Genomic DNA, 18,514 nt, shown 5'->3' with positions numbered 1-18,514 from the left:
CTTTTAAGCTTAAAAGCAGGTTCCCGCCTGCGCGGGAATGACGGGCAGGAACGAGAATTAATCTTGCCATCTGATAAAGCAAGTACAAATTGCCAATGCATACATTTATCCGGTGTTTACTATAAATGAATGCTGAAGTGCCGTTGCTGCCTGCATTATAAAGGCAGCCTGGTGATAAATCTATTTATTGCTGCCCCTTATTTCTTTCACCCGTTTATCCACCTCTTTCAGCAATAAAGGATAAGCGCCTGCCGGCATGCCGCCATGGTCATAGCCCTGCAATTCATATAGCGTAGTGGTGGTGCTGCCATTCAGCAGCAGCATCCTGTGCATGTAAGCATTCTCTTCATAACGGCCATACAGCTCAAGGTTCCTGTCGCCGGTAATCAGCAGCATGGGCGGCGCATCTTTACGCACGAAATATAAGGGCGCCAATGTATCTATCACCGGTTGCGTTGCCGCCATGCCGCGTTCCTGCCGCACGGTGAAATGCGTAATGCACTGCCCGCTGAAAGGAATTAAACCGGCCACCGCATTGGCATCTATATTGTATTTTTTCAGATAATGCTTATCCAGCGTTATCATCATATCTAAATAACCGCCGGCGGAATGACCTGAAAGAAATATAAGCCGACTGCTGCCGCCATATTCCTGTATATGCTGAAACACCCAGGCTGTGGCTGCCGCCGCATCTTCAATATATGCCGGCGCTTTCACTTTTGGGGAAAACCGGTAACCAACGCCCACTACGGCATAACCTTTATCCATAAGCTGCTGCGGTATTTCACGGTGCCCGCCTGTTAAACCGCCGCCATGAAACCATATAATGGTGGCGAAATCTTTTACGCCCCTGGGATAATATAAATCAAGCACACACTGTGCGTCTGTATAGCTGTCCTGCTTATTAATAACATCGCTGTAATAATGAATGGCGTTGACGGTTTCATACGCCTGCTGCGCAAATGTTTGGCAGGAAAGAAAAATTAATAAGCTGAATAATATTTTTTTCATGTGCAGGTTGTTGTGCATCGTTTGATGCCTGCAAAATAAGCATATAAATAAAAAAACCGGATACGGAAACATGCAGGTTGCGTTATAACGCCCGGAACTGTACCATAATTTCCTTTACATAAATTTTCTCCGGGCGTAAGGCTCTGGTCAGCACTGCTCAAACATACAGGCAAATAAAAGCGAGCATAACGGGAAACATCTGTTGCCGGTTTTATAACGGGTAATGGCGTGATTGGATATACGAAGGCGGGCATGTTTTGTCCGAGCGGAGCCGAGGACATTATTATTGAGCGAAGTCGAAATAATATTCTTCAGCATTAAGATTAAGAAAAAACAAATGCCTGGCTGCTCTAAACTGTATAATTGCTTATAACGTTTTACAATAAGTTTTTAATGGCATTTGCGGCGGCTGTTATGGTGCTGTCTAAATCAGAATAGGTTAAAGCATTGCTCATAAACCAACTTTCGTAGCCCGATGGCGGCAGGTAAACGCCTTTCTTCAACAGGGCATGAAAAAATTTATTGAACATGGTAATATTTGAAGCAGATGCATCAGCAAAATTGTTCACGGCATTATGCGTAAAGAAAACAGATAACATGGAACCTATTTGATTAATGGCAACAGCCATGTTTGCTTTATCAAAAACATCAAACAGGCCTTTTCTTAAATAATCAGCTTTTTCATCAAGATCGCTGTATATGGCAGGATTATCGTTCAGGTAATTAAGCAAGGTATAACCTGCTATCATGGCAATGGGGTTGCCGCTTAATGTGCCTGCCTGGTAAACATTTCCAAGCGGTGCAATTTGTTTCATTATATCAAGCCTGCCGCCAAAAGCGCCCACCGGCATGCCGGCGCCAATTACTTTACCGTAAGTAACAAGGTCTGCATTAATCTTTAGCCTTTCCTGTGCGCCGCCGGGCGCCAGGCGAAAACCTGTCATTACTTCATCAAATATGAAAACAATATCTTCTTCAGTACATAGTTTTCTTAGTTGTTCAAGAAAATTTTCTGCAGGTAAAACACAGCCCATATTGCCTGCTACAGGCTCAATAATAATTGCGGCAACCTGATTTTTATGTTCAGCCACAAGTTGTTCAACAGCCGCAATATCATTGTATGGAGCCGTTAATGTATCTGCTGCAACACCCGCAGTAACGCCGGGCACCGTTTGAATATTAAATGTGGCAACGCCACTGCCCGCTTTTACCAAAAAACTATCTGCATGGCCATGATAACAACCTTCAAACTTTATTATCTTATTCCTGCCTGTGTAGCCGCGTGCCAAACGAATGGCGCTCATGCAGGCCTCGGTGCCGCTGCTTACCATACGTATCAAATCAATATTAGGCGCCATGCTTTTTATCAGCTCTGCCATCTCAATCTCCAGTTCCGTTGGTGCGCCAAATGAAGTGGAATCGGCGGCCTTTTTTTGTATGGCTTCAACCACCGGTTCAAATGCATGCCCCATTATCAGGGGGCCCCAGGAGTTGATATAATCAATGTACTTGTTTCCATCTGCATCATATAAATAAGCGCCCTTTGCCTTTTGCATAAAAACTGGCGTGCCGCCCACACTTTTAAAAGCCCGCACAGGCGAGTTTACACCGCCGGGAATGGAATGCTGCGCGCGGGAAAATAATTGTTCGCTGTTACCGATCTTCATTGATATCCTTTTCTGTTAATATTCTAAATCTATATACGGCTTTTGCAGGCTTTAAAAACGTTTTAGCCAACATACAAAATCTGCCATGAACCCCAACCTTATGCCTCACACCTTATATCTTTCACCTCTTTACACATGGTGATACTTTTCATTGCGCAAAATAGTGCATGCGCGGTAAACCTGTTCTGCCAGTATTAACCGTACCAGTATATGCGGAAAAACAAGCCTGGATAAGCTCCATATAAAATTGGCGCGTTGCTTTATTTCATCGCTTACACCAAAAGCGCCGCCAATTAAAAATACCATAGTGCGAACGCCGGCATTTACTTTTTGTTCTATAAAATTTGATAATTCAACTGATGTTAATTGCCTGCCCGTTTCATCCAGCAGCATTACAAAATCATCGTTCTTAATTTTGCTTAAAATAAGCTTGCCTTCCTGCCTTTTTAATGCCGCTTCCGGCAAGGCAGCCGCATTTTTTGCTGGTGGTATAATCAGCCATTCCACGTTGTAATAATTGTTTACACGTTTGGTATAATCATCAATCGCCTTCTTTAAAACTTCGTCGTGTGGCTTGCCTATGTTTATAAATTGAAACTTCATTTTTACTATTTCAGCTACAGATGCGCAGATGATTTTTTCATTATATCAGCAAACAGCCCCTCCATACATCTCCGGCATTCGTTCAAAATTATATAACATTGGTCCAAATAATAAGTTTATGCAATTATTGAAATTTGCTTTATTCATTTCACTTTGTTTTACCACAATGATTACAGAAGCGCAGCAGGCTTTAAATGTAATGACGTTTAATCTCCGTTACAACAATACAAGCGACAGCTTAAATGCATGGCCATACAGGAAAGACCTGGCGGCTTCGCAGGTTAAATTCTTCAATGTGCATATTCTTGGCGTGCAGGAAGCTTTGGATGACCAGATACAGGATCTGCAGCAACACCTTCCCAACTACAAACATGCAGGCGTTGGCCGCAATGATGGCAAAACAAAAGGAGAATACAGCGCTATATTTTACGATACAACAAGGCTGTTTTGTTTAAAAAATGCAACCTTCTGGCTGTCGCAAACGCCGGATGAAGCAGGCTCCAAAGGCTGGGATGCGGTTTTGCCAAGAATTGTTACCTGGTGTTTTTTTGAAGACAAGCGCACGCATAAAAAATTCTATGCCTTCAATACACATTTCGATCACATAGGAAAAGTAGCACGGGCGGAAAGTGCTAAATTATTATTGCAAAAAATAAAAGAAATGGCAGGCAGCCTGCCCGTTATTGTTACCGGCGATTTTAACGCAACAGAAGATGACGAGCCGATAAAAATCATGATGGATAAGAACAATCCCGGTCATCTTACAGAAAGCATTACCATTTCGCAGATGCCACATTACGGGCCAACAGGCACATTCAACGCCTTTAAATCAAAAGAAATAAGCGACAAAGCCATTGATCACATTTTCATAAAAAATAAAGTAACCGTGTTAAAGCATGGCACTATTTCAGAAAGCTGGAACGGCAGGTTTTCATCAGATCATTTCCCGGCACTGGCAGTGGTGGAAGCCCCCATCCCCTGAAGGGGCGTTACGCCTGTAAAAATTTATAGCTCAAAAGAAAACATACGCTGTTACACTTAAACATCAACGCTCAGCTGCTGAAAAATCATCAGCATAAAAGTTTAATCAAGGCGCGTGCACGGATGTGTTGAAATATCATCCGTGCTTGATCTTTTTGTTACTTTTTCCATCAAGGGAAAAAGTAAAGAACTACTTTCTTATCTCAAACAAAAAATATAGAAACAAATACCTTTGCCCGTAACAATGCAGTTTTTAAAACACATATATTTTATACTTGCAATAGCAATATTATTCACCGCCTGCGAGCGCACCATCAGCTTAAAAGTAAACAAGCAGTCTTCCAAACTCGTTGTGGATGCCAGCATCGAAAACAACGGCACACCGAAAGTGGCGCTGTCAACATCGCTTAATTATTTCAGCACCATTTCGGCCGAAAAGCTCGAGGCCTCTTTTGTGCACGATGCCATTGTAACCGTAAGCGATGGCAGCAAAACCATAACACTCAAAGAAAACAGTTATACAGATACCAGCGGATATACGGTGTATTCTTATATAACCGATCCTTCCGATCCGGCACAAACACTTACCGGCGAGCTCAACACAACGTATAAACTGAAGATCGAGCTGCCGGACAGTTCTGTTTACACGGCCACCACCACCATTCCATCCATGCGCAAAACCTGCGATTCGCTTTGGTGGAAAAAAGCGCCCGATAACCCCGACACGGCCCTGTGCGTGCTGTATGGCTTATTCACCGACCCGGAAGGCCTCGGCGATTATGTGCGTTATTTTGTAAGCACCAACAGCCAGCCCTTTTACCCGGGCTATACTTCGGTGTTCGACGATCAGGTTACGGACGGCACTACCTATACTTTCCAAATACCAAAAAGTTACAACAGCTCCGACTCCGCCAGCTTCAACGATGATGATTATGGTTTCTTTCACCGCGGCGACAGCATCATCTTCAAATTTTGCGACATAGACAAAGCCACCTACGATTTCTGGCGCACCTGGGAGTACGCTTATCAAAGCAACGGCAACCCCTTCTCCTCTCCTATCACCGTTACCGGAAATATCAGCGGCGATGCCCTTGGTGTATTCTGCGGTTACGCCGCCCAGTACCGTTCTATTATTATACCTAAGTAATTATTAACACAAGCTTCGTTAATTTTGCACGCTCAAATTATTTGCCTGCAAATAATTTTCCCGGTTATTATGTTACCAGCTATAGTGCAGGCATTAAGCATTTCATGGCAGCATAATTCAACGTTTAAAAAATAAAATTCAGTATGGCAAACAACGAAACAGAAAAGGTTCATTGCCTGATCATCGGTTCAGGCCCGGCAGGATATACCGCAGCTATTTACGCAGCACGCGCCAATGTAAAACCCGTTTTATACCAGGGCATACAGCCCGGCGGGCAGCTAACCATCACTACCGAAGTAGAAAATTATCCCGGCTATGCCGATGGCATCCAGGGCCCGGAAATGATGATAGATTTTGAAAAACAGGCCAACCGCATGGGCGCCGATATTCGCTATGGCCTTGCCACAAAGGTTGATTTTACCGGCCCCGTTCACAAGGTTTGGATAGATGAAGACAAACTCATAGAAGCTGATGCCGTAATCATCGCCACCGGGGCATCAGCCAAATGGCTGAATATAGAAAGCGAACAACGCCTGAACGGCTATGGTGTAAGCGCCTGCGCCGTTTGCGATGGCTTCTTTTTCCGCAATAAAGAAGTGGCCATTGTCGGCGCCGGCGATACCGCCTGCGAAGAGGCATTATACCTTTCCAAACTGGCCACCAACGTGCACATGATCGTTCGTAAAGACGAGAATGGCATGCGCGCCAGCAAGGTGATGCAGGAACGCGTTAAAAATACGCCCAACATAAAAATTTACTGGAACTCCGAAACCCTCGAAGTGCTTGGCGAACAAAAGGTGGAAGGCGTTAAGCTTAAAAACAATAAAACCGGCGAAGAACAAACCGTTGCCGTAAGCGCATTTTTTGTTGCCATTGGCCATCAGCCCAACAGCGATATTTTTAAACCCTGGATTGATATGGACGAAGCCGGTTATATAAAAACCATTCCCGGGTCAACCAAAACCAATATACAAGGCGTTTTTGCCGCCGGCGATGTGCAGGATAAAACCTATCGCCAGGCTGTTACTGCCGCCGGCAGCGGCTGTATGGCCGCATTGGATGCAGAAAGGTATTTGGGCGAGCTGGAAACGGCAAGATGATTTTGATTTGCAAAGGCGCTTTTCAGGCAATTTATTATAAAAAGCAATACAAGCATTACTACAATTATACTTCGCAAGTAAAACAGCTTAGTGTTTGAAAATGAACAAGGCTGTTTTAGAAGTTAATGCGGGTATTACTACTATAATTGAGTTATGCAGTAATGTATTGGCAACAGTTCAAACTTCACCAAAGTGCATGCGTTTTTGTGAGTACTGGTCTGGCTTTTTACTTAGATTTGCCCAAATGTTTTAGTAATTGAGAACTCATCATAAAATTGTAAATGGCGACAGCCGGCGAATGACCGAACTTTCCAACAATTCGGTGCACTTAGCTATCACTTCACCGCCCTATTGGCAACTCAAAGACTATGGAACAGACAATCAAATTGGTTTTCACGATAGTTATGAAAACTACATCAACAACCTGAATTTAGTTTGGAAAGAGTGCTACCGTACGCTGAACAATGGTTGCAGGTTGTGTGTAAATATTGGCGACCAGTTCGCCAGGGCTGTTTATTACGGACGCTATAAAGTCATTCCAATTCGTGAAGAAATTATTAAATTCTGTGAAAACATTGGGTTTGACTATATGGGTGCTATTATTTGGCAAAAGGTTACAACATCCAATACAACAGGGGGTGGTGTTCAAATGGGTTCTTATCCATATCCAAGAAATGGAATTTTAAAATTGGATTATGAGTTTATTCTCGTTTTCAAAAAACTGGGCGATGCACCTAAACCAACCAAAGAACAAAAAGAACTTTCTAAATTGACCGCCGAAGAATGGAACACTTACTTTGCAGGACATTGGAATTTTGCCGGGGCAAGACAAAATAACCACATTGCAATGTTCCCCGAAGAATTGCCTAAACGCTTAATCAAAATGTTTTCTTTTGTTGGTGAAACAGTTCTTGACCCTTTTGCAGGAAGTGGGACTACTGTATTAGCTGCAAAAAATACGGATAGAAATTCTGTAGGATATGAAATCAATTCTGAATTTATTCCATTCATTAAAGACAAATTGGAAGTTCAGCAACAAAATCCAGGCGGTGCGACTTATGAGTTCCTGAAACAACAAACTATCAAAACAAACTTTGAAAATGAAATTCTGAAACAACCTTACATTTTTAAAGACCCACATACACTTGATAAAAAGATGGATGTAAAAAAGTTGCAATTCGGCAGCCGGATTGACAAAGACAGTTCAACACAACGTGAAGAACTTTTTACAGTCAAAGAGGTTATCAGCCCTGAAAAAATCCGATTGAGCAACGACTTAACTGTAAAACTTATTGGCATCAAAGAAGATCCTGTTATCAACGGAAAGGCCACGGCATTCCTGATTGATAAAACAAAAGGCAAAAGGGTTTTTCTAAAATATGATAACATAAAATACGACAACGAAAACAACCTGCTTTGTTATCTCTACCTGGAAAATAAAACATTTATCAATGCTCATTTAATCAAAAATGGTTTGGTGCAAGTGGACAACGATATTGATTTTAAATACAAAGACAAATTTTTAAACCTATTGCAACAGAATGGCTAAAGAATGGATTTTAAACAGTGCGATGAACCGTTTTCAACTCAACTTCAAAAGAAATGTTGGCCCAACATCTGAATCAATCAGAAAATGTTCACCTAAATCACTTGATGAATGGAGAGATTACTATTTCGCAAACATTAAAACAAAAGAACACATTGAAAACTTAGGAAGAAAGCTCTATGTGAAGATTACAGAAGTAATAGCATCGGAAGTTGAAGAAGTAACGGAACAAGACTGTATTGATTATATGTTGCAGTTGGTTATTGACCGAACCTTTGACGGTTATATAACGGAGATACAAACCGTTTATGGACAACTGCAAAAAATATTAGGCGTGCAAATACAGGCAGCACCCGATGAATGGGACAGATTATTCAATGTTGATTTCTTTATTCAGGTGAAAGACAAATACATTGGGCTTCAAATAAAACCTGTTAACACAGGGATTCAATTGCCGGAAATTTTCAAAGAATACGCATTACAGGAAAAGACACATCAAAAATTCACGGAGGTTTTTGGTGGAAAAGTGTTCTATTTGTTTTCAGCCAAAGCTGGCGACAAAAAAGAAATCCAAAACAAGGAAGTAATTGATGAGATAATAGCAGAAATTAAAAGGTTTGAACAATTGTAGTAAAGCCATATACCCACAGGCGTATTGGCAAAACAAAGCAAGCAATAACCTTACATAATCCTTACCCTGCAATTTTTACCACACTTTCTACTCTCTTCTTCGCCGCCCTTTGCACCAGCCACATAATGGTAAAGCTTGGAATAAAATCGGTGCCGGGTAATATCTCTTCCACAAAATTAAAGATGGCGCCAAAGCCGCCTTTCCATCCGCCAAACGAAAGGTAAAAAATTACGGCAGAAACGGGCGCCCAGAGCGTATCGCCAATTTCGCCCAATACAGGGATGGAATAAGTAGCGTAACCAATTACATCCATCAAAATACAAAAGAGCAAAGAAGGTTGTTTCATACATTAAAGTTGAATAAAAATGTAAAACGTTGCTGTGCTGATGCTATTGTTTAACTAAAGGTTTTTATAAACTTGTCTGTCTTAACACCGCTCAAATTTGTACATCTTTAAACAAATTCAAAAAACCTGCAAGCTATAATTGTTTAATTTTGCGGGGGTAAATCAATCACTTCATCGTTCATAAATACTGAATGGAAATTACCGCAAAAACAGCCGAAGAATTACGTTTAACAGCCGAAGAATTTGAACTGATAAAACAAAAGCTCGGGCGCACACCCAACTTTACCGAGCTCTGTGCTTTCAGCGCCATGTGGAGCGAACATTGCAGCTATAAAAATTCCATAAAATGGCTTAAAACCCTGCCCCGCGATGGCGGTCGCATGCTGGTTGCCGCCGGTGAAGAAAATGCCGGCCTGATGGATTTGGGCAATGGCTGGGGTGTGGTATTCAAAATAGAAAGCCACAACCATCCGTCTGCCATTGAGCCGTTCCAGGGCGCAGCAACGGGCGTGGGCGGTATTCAACGGGATATTTTTACCATGGGCGCCAGGCCAATCGCCTCACTCAACAGCCTGCGTTTCGGTAATTTAAAAGAAAAAAAGAACCAGCGCCTGCTGGCCGGCGTGGTGCATGGCATTGGCCATTACGGCAACTGTTTTGGCGTTCCAACCGTTGCGGGAGAAACTTATTTTGAAGATTGTTATGCCACCAACCCGCTGGTAAATGCCATGAGCGTGGGTATTGTGCAGGTAAATAAAACCATCAGCGCCACCGCGAAAGGCAAGGGCAACCCGGTGTTTTTTGTGGGAAGTGCAACCGGCAAGGATGGTATTGGCGGCGCATCTTTTGCTTCGGCCAATATCACTGAAGAAAGTACAGAAGATTTGCCCGCCGTTCAGGTGGGCGACCCTTTCCAGGAAAAGAAATTGCTGGAAGCCTGCCTGGAAGTGATTGATACCGGCGTTGTGGTGGGCATGCAGGATATGGGCGCTGCGGGCATTATTTGCTCCTGCAGTGAAATGAGCGCCAAAGGCGAAGCTGGCATGCACATAGACCTGGATAAAGTGCCAACCCGCCAGCAAAACATGAAAGCATGGGAATTATTATTGAGCGAAAGCCAGGAACGCATGCTGCTGGTAGTGGAAAAAGGCAGGGAAGAAGCGGTGTTGAAGGTGTTTGATAAATGGGATTTGCCCTGCAGCCAGATTGGCGAAGTAACGGATGACGGCCTTTTGAGTTTTTACCAAAACGGCGAACTGGAAGCGCAGATACCGGCGTATGAATTAGTGCTTGGCGGCGGCGCACCGCAATATGATCGCGAATATAAAGAGCCGGGTTATCTTAAAGAAGTTGCCGGTTTCAACATAAATAATATAAAAGATATTGAAAGCAATACGGAATTAAAATCTGTTGCAGAACAAATAATACAACTGCCCAATATTGCCAATAAGCGCTGGATATATATTCAGTACGACAGCATGGTGGGCACCGCCAATACCAGCACCAATGCGCCCAGCGATGCTGCCATTGTGTTGGCCAAAGGCACCGGCAAGGCTTTGGCCGTTACGGTTGATTGCAATGGCCGTTACGTAAAATCCGATCCGCATAAGGGCGCTATGATCGCTGTGGCCGAAGCGGCCCGCAATATTGTTTGCAGCGGCGGCGAACCCATCGGCGTAACCAACTGCTTAAACTTTGGCAACCCGTATATTCCCGAAGTGTATTACCAGTTTGTAAAAGCGGTGCAGGGCATGGGCGAAGCCTGCCGCAAGTTCAATACGCCGGTTACAGGTGGTAATGTGAGTTTTTACAATCAAAATCCCGAAGGGCCGGTTTATCCAACACCAACCATTGGCATGGTGGGCGTGCTTAACAAACCGGACGATAAGATGACCCTGGATTTTAAAAACGACGGCGACATTATTGTTCTCATCGGCACACAAAAAAATGATATTGGCAGCAGCGAGTACCTGCATAAAATAAAGCATGTCGAACTTTCTCCGGCGCCTTATTTTGATATAGATGAAGAATTTGCAGTGCAGAAATTCATCAGCTCCATCATTAAAGAAAAAGTTATAACAAGCGCCCACGATATAAGTGAAGGTGGTTTAATTGTTGCGCTGTTGGAAAGTGGCTTTAACCGCAACCTTGGCTTTGATGTGGCCGCTGATAATGGTGATATAAGAAAAGATGCATTTTGGATGGGCGAAGCGCAAAGCAGGATTGTGGTAAGCTGTTCAAAAGATAAGCTGAACGACCTGAAACATAAGGCAGCCTCGGCAGGCATAGATATTTTGGTGCTGGGAAGCGTTACTTCATCAGCCATAAAAATAAATGGCGAAGATTTTGGCGGCATAGCTATGTGGAAAAACAAATACGATACTGCCATAGAAAAAATATTGAATCAGTAATGGAAAAGCAACCGGTAATATTATTAACAGGCGCCGCGGGTTTTATTGGAAGTTGTGTGCTGCAATTTTTTAATGAGCAGGGCAAGGATGATATTGTGCTGGTTGATAAGTTTACCGACCTTCAAAAAGAGCGCAACTGGAAGGATAAAAGATACAAATACCTTGTTGACCGGGAGTTGATACTGGAATGGCTCGATGAGAATAAACCCAACATTGAATTTATTATTCATCTTGGCGCCCGCACCAACATAAGGGAAAATAATAATGGTGTTTTCCAGGAAATGAATGTTGAGTATTCTGAAGATATCTGGAACTATGCCACCGCCTACAATATTCCGCTTATTTACGCATCGTCTGCGGCCACGTATGGCAATGGCGAATTAGGTTTTACCGACGACGACCAGATGATCAGCGATTTTCATCCGTTAAATGAATATGCTGTCAGCAAGCACGATTTTGATAAATGGGCTGTTGGGCAGTTAAATGCACCGCCGTGCTGGGCCGGGCTTAAATTCTTTAATATTTACGGCCCGAATGAATATCATAAAGGCGAAGGTTGCAGTGTTGTTTTTAAAACCTTTAAACAAATACAGGAAAGCAATTGTGTTACACTGTATAAAAGCAACAATGATGCGTTTGAAGATGGCGGCCAGCTTCGCGATTTTGTATATGTAAAAGATGTGGCTAAATTAATATGGTGGATGTACAATGCCATGCTGCATAAAGAATGGCAGCCTGAAAAAAACGGCCTTTACAATGTTGGCACAGGCGAAGCCCGCAGCTTTAACGATGTGGCAAAGCTTATTTTTAAGGCTTTGGATAAAGCGCCAAACATTACTTACGTAGAAATGCCGGAAGATGTTGCAGGCGGTTTTCGTGGCGCCAGCAAGGCTACAACGGTTAAGCTGAAGCATGCCGGTTATAATGAACCTTTTACTTCGCTTGAAGAAGGTATTGAAGATTATATAAAAAATTATCTTGCTAAAAAGACTGTATAATTTTTCCCCCAAAGAAGTTGCTTAGGCATATTTTAACCACATAAGAAACACAGTAATTACCTGGGAAAATGTATTCAGTATTAAGAGAAATACCATGATTCACTTTTGCCCTCGTCTATACTAAAAAACTATGTATCTGTGTGGTTTATTTCAAAAGTCTAAACAAGTTCAAAGGCTGAATTAAGCTTTCAGCAAAAACCTGTTTATATTTTTTACGATGGAGGGGCCTTCATAAATAAAACCTGTCCACACCTGCACCAATGAGGCGCCTGCATCTAATTTCACTTTTGCATCTTCACCGGTAAAAATGCCGCCGCTGGCAATTACAGGAATTTTATTGCCGGAATTCCGGATAAGATATTGCAGCACTTCATTCGACTTTTTAAATACAGGCTTGCCGCTTAAACCGCCTGCTTCTGAAGCTTTGAGCTTTGAGCTTTGAGCTTTCAGCCCTTCTCTTGAAATGGTGGTATTGGTGGCCACAATGCCATCCAGCTTTATCTCAAAGGCAAGGGCAATAATATCATCAAGCTGTGCCTGGTTCAGGTCAGGCGCTATTTTAAGCAGCAAAGGCTTTTGGTTCGAATACGTATGATTGATGGTTTGAAGATGTGCCAGTATCTTTCTTAATGAATCCTTTTCCTGCAATTCGCGCAGGCCGGGTGTATTGGGCGAGCTTACATTCACCACAAAATAATCAACGCAGTCAAACAATTCCCGGAAGCAGGTTTCATAATCTTTCCAGGCATCTGCATTGGGCGTTAATTTATTCTTGCCGATGTTACCGCCGATGATAAAGCTGCGCGCTGTGGGCTGTGGGCTGTGAGCCTTGCGCAATTCCAACCGCTTTCTTATTATAGATACGCCATCGTTGTTAAAACCCATGCGGTTGATGAGCGCTTTATCTTCCGGCAGGCGGAACAAACGGGGTTTATCGTTGCCAGCCTGCGGTTTGGGTGTAACAGTACCAATTTCAACGAACCCAAAACCAAGCGTTTCCAGTTCAGTTAAATACAAAGCATTTTTATCGAAGCCTGCACCGAGGCCAACAGGATTTTTAAACTGCAGCCCGAATATATTTTTTTGCAATGAGGGATGATTGCACTGAAACTTTCTTTCAGCTATTTTTTTGACGAGTGGAATGCTGCAGGCCGTTTTTAAACGGTTCATCGCGAAATAATGAATTGCTTCAGGATCAAAATTAAACAGCAGCTTGCGCAAGGAAGAATAGAACATAATGCGAAGATAGGAACGTGAATCGTGACATGCACAGGCCGTGAGCTTAAAGCGTATAGTTTGTAAATTGCGGCTTTCTTAAAAATCAAAATATGTCAATAACAATTATCATTATTATCATAACCGGTATTATTTCTTTCATGGCGTTTAATAACCATGACCTTATGGACAAGCTTATTTTTTACCCGCCCGATATTACCAACCGTAAGCAATGGTACCGTTTTTTCAGCAATGGCTTAATTCATGCTGATATTGGCCATTTGCTTTTTAATATGCTGTCGCTGTATTTTTTTGGCGATTATGTAAATAGTGGTTTCTCGCAAATCTTTGGCAGCGCCGGCACACTGCTCTATCTGGTAATGTATGTTTCTGCGCTTGCTATATGCCTTATACCAACCTACCGGAAAAATAAAGACAACTATTATTACCGCAGCCTTGGCGCGTCCGGCGCTGTGTCTGCCGTTGTGTTTGCGGGCATATTATTATATCCCGATGCTAAGCTAAGCCTGTTGTTTTTGCCCATACCTATTCCCGGTTTTATTTTCGGGCCATTATATCTTATCATCACGGCTTATCTTAATAAACGCGGCGGCGGCAACATTAATCATTCTGCACACTTATGGGGCTCGCTGTATGGCGTTGCCTTTGTAATTGTTTTAAGCTTTGCATTGAATACAGGTTTCAATCCGCTTACGCATTTTGTGGATGCCATACGCAACAGTTTAATGCGGTGATTTTATAAGACTGGCTCAGTCTCAGAGACTGAGCCAGTCTCTATCTCAATTGTTACCCAGCTTCAGCTTTTCTGTGCAGCAGTAAAACTTATCTTCAATACTTCCTGTGTTGACGGCGTTACTTTAAAACGTTCATCAATCCGGTAACCAATAACCCAGGTAATTTTTTTATTCATTTCAAGCAGCCATATATTCTCTTTTGCTGTAGCCGATAATTTCAGATCAATAAAAAAACGGCTCAGCTTCTTTTTTTTCTTCATACCAAGCGGGTAAAAATAATCGCCCTGTTTCCATTTGCGCAGCAATAATGGATATTTGATTTTGCTTTCATCTATTTGCGCCATATTGCTACCGGCTGATAGCTGATAGCTGATAGCTGATAGCTTTTCAAACATCAACACACCATTTTCAAATTTTACCTGCTTATCGGTTGCTTCAATTAAAATGTGTTTTGCTTCCTGTGTTTCAAGCGGTGCAATAATAAAATGTTTACGGTCTTTTATTATCCTGTGTGTTTGCGATTGTACATAACTGCTGTTATCAGCATCAAATAACTTCTTTATTCCAGGCAACTGGTGTGCATGAAAATTATAAGGTTTTATTATTTCCCATAAAACAGTATCAGGTGGTTTTGTTTGCTGCAGCTTTAAAATGGGGATATGAATTTCATTGCTTTTTTGCTCAATCAATTTCTTCTTATGCATTTCAATTGACTGTTCATATAAAGTTGCCACATCTTTAAACCGCTGAATATTGCCAAGCAGGTTTTGCCTGGCGTTTTCAAACTGCTCTTCCGCCAGCGGGATTATTTTATGCCTGAAAAAATTGCGGGTGTATTTATCTGTCAGATTGGATGAGTCCTCTACCCTTTCCAAATTGTTTTCTTCTGCATAAGCGGCAATTTGTTTTCTTGTGGCAAACAATAAGGGCCTGATGATTTTTCTTTCTTTATCATAAGCCTGCATGCCCGTTAGACCACGAATACCTGTGCCACGAAACAGATACATAAGCATGGTTTCGATATTATCGTCTGCATTGTGGGCTATGGCAGTATAGCTGATAGCTGATAGCTGATAGCTGATAGCCTTGAACCAATCATATCTTAATTTTCTGGCGGCTTCCTGTATAGAGATTTTATTGTCTTCAGCATATTGCCTGGTATTGAATTGTTGTATGATAACTTCTTTATTATATTTTTCTTTTAAGGTTGTCATAAACAATTCATCCCTGAAGCTTTCTTCACCACGCAACAAAAAATTGCAATGTGCTATTATAAAATCATACCCTGATTTATAAAAAAGGTCGGTTAAAACAATGCTGTCAATGCCGCCGCTTACCGCCAATAGGAATTTGTTATTGGCAGGGGACAAGTGCGGGAAGTTTTCTTTTAAATGCTGTTGAAATTGTTGAAGCAACATGTGGCAAATGTAGTTCAAGAGTTCACTTGTTCGCAAGTTCAAGGGTTCATTTGTTTAAGGTTTAAAGTCCAACTAAAATCGCTTTGTCGCTAAATAATTTTAAGCTGCCGGGTACTGCCATGAAAATATGCAGTACAAGGGAGTGACTCCCGAAAAATCGGGACAGGCCAACCGTGATGCCACGAAGTGCCATAGCTGGTATTATAACAATTCAACCCAAAAAGCTGAAAGCTTTTATAATTTCAATTCAATCTTATTGCCGGTTTTGCAGGCTTCGTAAATGGCATCAACGATCTTTAGATCTTTCACCGCTTCTTCTCCATCAACCGGTACAACCGGCTTTTCGTTGTTCAGGATAATGCCTGCCATTGCATCCATCTGCACCGTTTGATGCGTTACAACAGGCGCATCTATTTCACCTTTATTTGTCCTGCCTTTTATGGGGCCATAACCGGTTGCAGGCTGTAATTCTGCAAAGCCTTTATCACCATTGAGAAAAAACCTGTCGAGGTTATTCATGCTGTAAGTGGAAAGGCAGGAGGCAACTGCGCCGCCGGGAAAACCGAGTTGAAACTGTATGGTTTCATCAACGCCTTCTTTAAATTTTTGTGGGTTGTTTTTGGTTTCCTGCGCCGTAACCCAAATCGGGTCTTCGCCTGTCATATAACGGGAACCGTTTACCGAATAAATACCAATATCCATCATGGCCCCGCCGCCTGCCAGCGCTTTGTTTAAACGCCACTGCGTGGGATCGCCAATAATAAAACCACTTAAACCCTGAAAGAATAAAACCTTGCCAAATTCGCCTTCATTGCGCATGCGGATTATTTCAAGCGTATGCGGTTCAAAGTGCATACGGTAACCAACCAATAATTTTACATTACCGGCTTTGCAGGCATCCACCATTTCCCGGGCTTCTTTTGCATTAACAGCCATCGGCTTTTCACAGATAACATGCTTGCCTGCTTTGGCAACGCGTATCACTGCATCATGATGCAGGGCATTGGGTGTAATAACATACACGGCATCTATATCGGGATTGTGCTTTATAGCATCAAAATTTTCGTAGTTGTAGCAATTCTTTTCAGGTATGCTATACTTCTTTTGCCACCCGGCAATTTTAGAAGGCGTGCCGCTGATAACGCCAACGAGCTTTGCCCTTTTACAATCGTTCATGGCTTCAGCCACACGTGTGCCATACCCGCCCAAACCCATAATAGCTACACGTAATATTTGTTTATCGTTGTTGGCTGTGTTCATACATGCTGCATTTAAAATGTTTAAAACGGGAAGGCTCGCTGCTGTAAGCGAAACCTGCTGAATAAAAGAGCGGCGTGTTTTCATGATGGCTTATTGTTTTTAGTTTTTAATAATTACGAGTCGGAGACTCGTCGCATAGTACTGCGAAGTCCGGAGACCTGAAGTGTTTGAAACCTGCTTTAGCGATCCTATGGATCGCCCACGTGTGTGGAAATAATTGTGCCAGGGGGATTTCCACATCGTAGGTGTGGTACATGTAAACGTTCCGTTCCCAATGGAACGGTCAAGAAACATTACGGGCAGCATTGTACACACGTTAAGCCTCTATGAGGCTTTAAGAAAATGGTTTCGAACAGCTATGGCCCGGAGACTTCGCAGCGCGCATTTTTAATATTTAATAGTTGTGCGCCGGAGGCTCAACACAAAAGATTTAATTGTGTGGGCTCTCTTTTGATGCAGCAATTTATAACATTCTCTCTAAACATTGCAGATACTTTAATAAACATATAGGCATAGATTTTATAAGCTTAAATCATGCCGCTGTAAAAACAAATAGTGAAGCACGGCTAAAATGCCACAGAAGGATATAACTGTTCGTTTACATCAAAGAAATTAAGTAAAAAAATTCCACCCCGGTTTACGGTGTTTTCCGTACCATATAATTTATTAGCGGCAGCCCGTTATTATGCTTTAAACCGATAAAACATATAAGTTCGCAGCAGGCTTCAAAACTTATAAAACCAAAATAAAATGAACGTAATAAATTTTTTGTTCGGTGAAGGAGAAAACCTTAATATGTTTCAAATGTGTGTAAGGGCTTTTACCATGTTTATTATTATGCTGATATTAATAAGGTTTGCAGGCATGCGCACGTTTGCCAAACGTTCCCCGTTCGATACCATTGTTACCATAATGCTGGGCGCTATACTCGCAAGGGGCGTTGTTGGCGCATCGGGTTATGTGAATACTATTGTTGCTTCGGGTGTAATAGTGGTTATGCATCGCGTTGTTGCCTGGCTTTCTGTAAAAAGCAGGAAATTTGAAAAGCTCGTAAAAGGCACCTACATTAAGTTATATAATAACGGGGCACTTATCCAGGATGCGCTGGAAAGAACCGGCATGAGTGAAAACGATCTGCATGAAAGCCTTCGCCTTGAAACCAGGAAACTTACACTTGCTGAAATTGATACGGCATTTCTTGAAACAAACGGAAGGATAAGTTTTATATTGAGAAGGGAGGAAAGGACAAGCTAATATTGAAAAAGAGAAATTTACAGTGCTTGGTTATGTTTACTCCTCCTAAGAAGCTGTCTAGAAATGAAATGTAAAAATACCCTTATGTGGATAAGTGGATAAAAAAGGCTGTGGCTTAATGGAGGAAAGTCGTTTTAAAAGATTCACCAAAAAATTTTAAAATGACAAATT

16 protein-coding genes are annotated in these 18,514 nt (G+C 42.2%); 9 read left to right on the top strand and 7 right to left on the bottom strand.

Annotated elements, in window-relative coordinates; all coding sequences use genetic code 11:
* Positions 1-180: 180 nt before the first annotated feature.
* From QM629_RS02325 to QM629_RS02315, 3 genes are all read right to left on the bottom strand, one after another.
* Positions 181-1,011, bottom strand: coding sequence for an alpha/beta hydrolase (locus QM629_RS02325; protein WP_415156784.1), 831 nt, complete (start codon positions 1,009-1,011; stop codon positions 181-183).
* Between the two features lie 377 nt (positions 1,012-1,388).
* The gene (gene hemL / locus QM629_RS02320; RefSeq protein ID WP_415156782.1) at positions 1,389-2,678 is read right to left on the bottom strand and encodes a glutamate-1-semialdehyde 2,1-aminomutase; all 1,290 of its coding nucleotides are present in this window, start codon (positions 2,676-2,678) and stop codon (positions 1,389-1,391) included.
* 129 nt (positions 2,679-2,807) lie between these two features.
* Positions 2,808-3,281, bottom strand: a complete 474-nt coding sequence (locus tag QM629_RS02315; RefSeq protein WP_415156780.1) for a 23S rRNA (pseudouridine(1915)-N(3))-methyltransferase RlmH — start codon at positions 3,279-3,281, stop codon at positions 2,808-2,810.
* A 118-nt stretch (positions 3,282-3,399) separates the two neighbouring features.
* Between QM629_RS02315 and QM629_RS02310 the strand changes: the two genes are divergently transcribed.
* The 5 genes from QM629_RS02310 to QM629_RS02290 all read left to right on the top strand — a co-directional run bounded on the left by QM629_RS02310 (position 3,400) and on the right by QM629_RS02290 (position 8,686).
* The gene (locus QM629_RS02310) at positions 3,400-4,263 is read left to right on the top strand and encodes an endonuclease/exonuclease/phosphatase family protein (protein ID WP_415156778.1); all 864 of its coding nucleotides are present in this window, start codon (positions 3,400-3,402) and stop codon (positions 4,261-4,263) included.
* Between the two features lie 243 nt (positions 4,264-4,506).
* Positions 4,507-5,409, top strand: coding sequence for a DUF4249 domain-containing protein (locus tag QM629_RS02305; protein ID WP_415156776.1), 903 nt, complete (start codon positions 4,507-4,509; stop codon positions 5,407-5,409).
* A gap of 143 nt (positions 5,410-5,552) precedes the next feature.
* Positions 5,553-6,509, top strand: a complete 957-nt coding sequence (gene trxB / locus QM629_RS02300) for a thioredoxin-disulfide reductase (RefSeq protein ID WP_415156774.1) — start codon at positions 5,553-5,555, stop codon at positions 6,507-6,509.
* Between the two features lie 298 nt (positions 6,510-6,807).
* Positions 6,808-8,058, top strand: a complete 1,251-nt coding sequence (locus tag QM629_RS02295; RefSeq protein ID WP_415156772.1) for a DNA methyltransferase — start codon at positions 6,808-6,810, stop codon at positions 8,056-8,058.
* Complete coding sequence (locus tag QM629_RS02290; protein WP_415156770.1) at positions 8,051-8,686, top strand: MjaI family restriction endonuclease; 636 nt, start codon at positions 8,051-8,053, stop codon at positions 8,684-8,686. Before QM629_RS02295 ends, QM629_RS02290 begins: the two co-directional genes overlap by 8 nt.
* A gap of 61 nt (positions 8,687-8,747) precedes the next feature.
* On the opposite strand, the gene QM629_RS02285 is transcribed toward QM629_RS02290, so the two are convergent.
* Entirely contained in the window at positions 8,748-9,032 is a 285-nt protein-coding gene (locus tag QM629_RS02285) for a hypothetical protein (protein WP_415156768.1), read from the bottom strand.
* Positions 9,033-9,223: 191 nt separating this feature from the next.
* Between QM629_RS02285 and purL the strand changes: the two genes are divergently transcribed.
* Complete coding sequence (gene purL, locus QM629_RS02280; protein WP_415156766.1) at positions 9,224-11,443, top strand: phosphoribosylformylglycinamidine synthase subunit PurL; 2,220 nt, start codon at positions 9,224-9,226, stop codon at positions 11,441-11,443.
* The gene (gene rfaD, locus QM629_RS02275) at positions 11,443-12,441 is read left to right on the top strand and encodes an ADP-glyceromanno-heptose 6-epimerase (protein WP_415156764.1); all 999 of its coding nucleotides are present in this window, start codon (positions 11,443-11,445) and stop codon (positions 12,439-12,441) included. Before purL ends, rfaD begins: the two co-directional genes overlap by 1 nt.
* 180 nt (positions 12,442-12,621) lie before the next feature.
* On the opposite strand, the gene QM629_RS02270 is transcribed toward rfaD, so the two are convergent.
* The gene (locus QM629_RS02270) at positions 12,622-13,677 is read right to left on the bottom strand and encodes a quinone-dependent dihydroorotate dehydrogenase (RefSeq protein ID WP_415156762.1); all 1,056 of its coding nucleotides are present in this window, start codon (positions 13,675-13,677) and stop codon (positions 12,622-12,624) included.
* A 92-nt stretch (positions 13,678-13,769) separates the two neighbouring features.
* On the opposite strand from QM629_RS02270, the gene QM629_RS02265 reads away from it, so the two are divergent.
* Positions 13,770-14,411 carry a rhomboid family intramembrane serine protease gene (locus QM629_RS02265; RefSeq protein WP_415156760.1) on the top strand — a complete coding sequence of 214 codons (642 nt, stop codon included), beginning with the start codon at positions 13,770-13,772 and terminating at the stop codon, positions 14,409-14,411.
* A 62-nt stretch (positions 14,412-14,473) separates the two neighbouring features.
* Here the strand turns inward: QM629_RS02265 and tilS are convergent, their stop codons facing one another.
* On the bottom strand, positions 14,474-15,829 hold the full coding sequence (tilS, locus tag QM629_RS02260; protein WP_415156758.1) for a tRNA lysidine(34) synthetase TilS: 1,356 nt from the start codon (positions 15,827-15,829) through the stop codon (positions 14,474-14,476).
* Between the two features lie 234 nt (positions 15,830-16,063).
* On the bottom strand, positions 16,064-17,173 hold the full coding sequence (locus QM629_RS02255; protein WP_415156756.1) for a Gfo/Idh/MocA family protein: 1,110 nt from the start codon (positions 17,171-17,173) through the stop codon (positions 16,064-16,066).
* Positions 17,174-17,839: 666 nt separating this feature from the next.
* On the opposite strand from QM629_RS02255, the gene QM629_RS02250 reads away from it, so the two are divergent.
* Positions 17,840-18,343, top strand: coding sequence for a DUF421 domain-containing protein (locus QM629_RS02250; RefSeq protein ID WP_415156754.1), 504 nt, complete (start codon positions 17,840-17,842; stop codon positions 18,341-18,343).
* Positions 18,344-18,514: the final 171 nt, after the last annotated feature.

Source organism: Parafilimonas sp., assembly GCF_047606085.1.
GTDB lineage: Bacteria > Bacteroidota > Bacteroidia > Chitinophagales > Chitinophagaceae > Parafilimonas.
The sequence above is the reverse complement of the archived record's forward strand: the minus strand, read 5'-3'. Positions and strand labels throughout refer to the sequence as shown.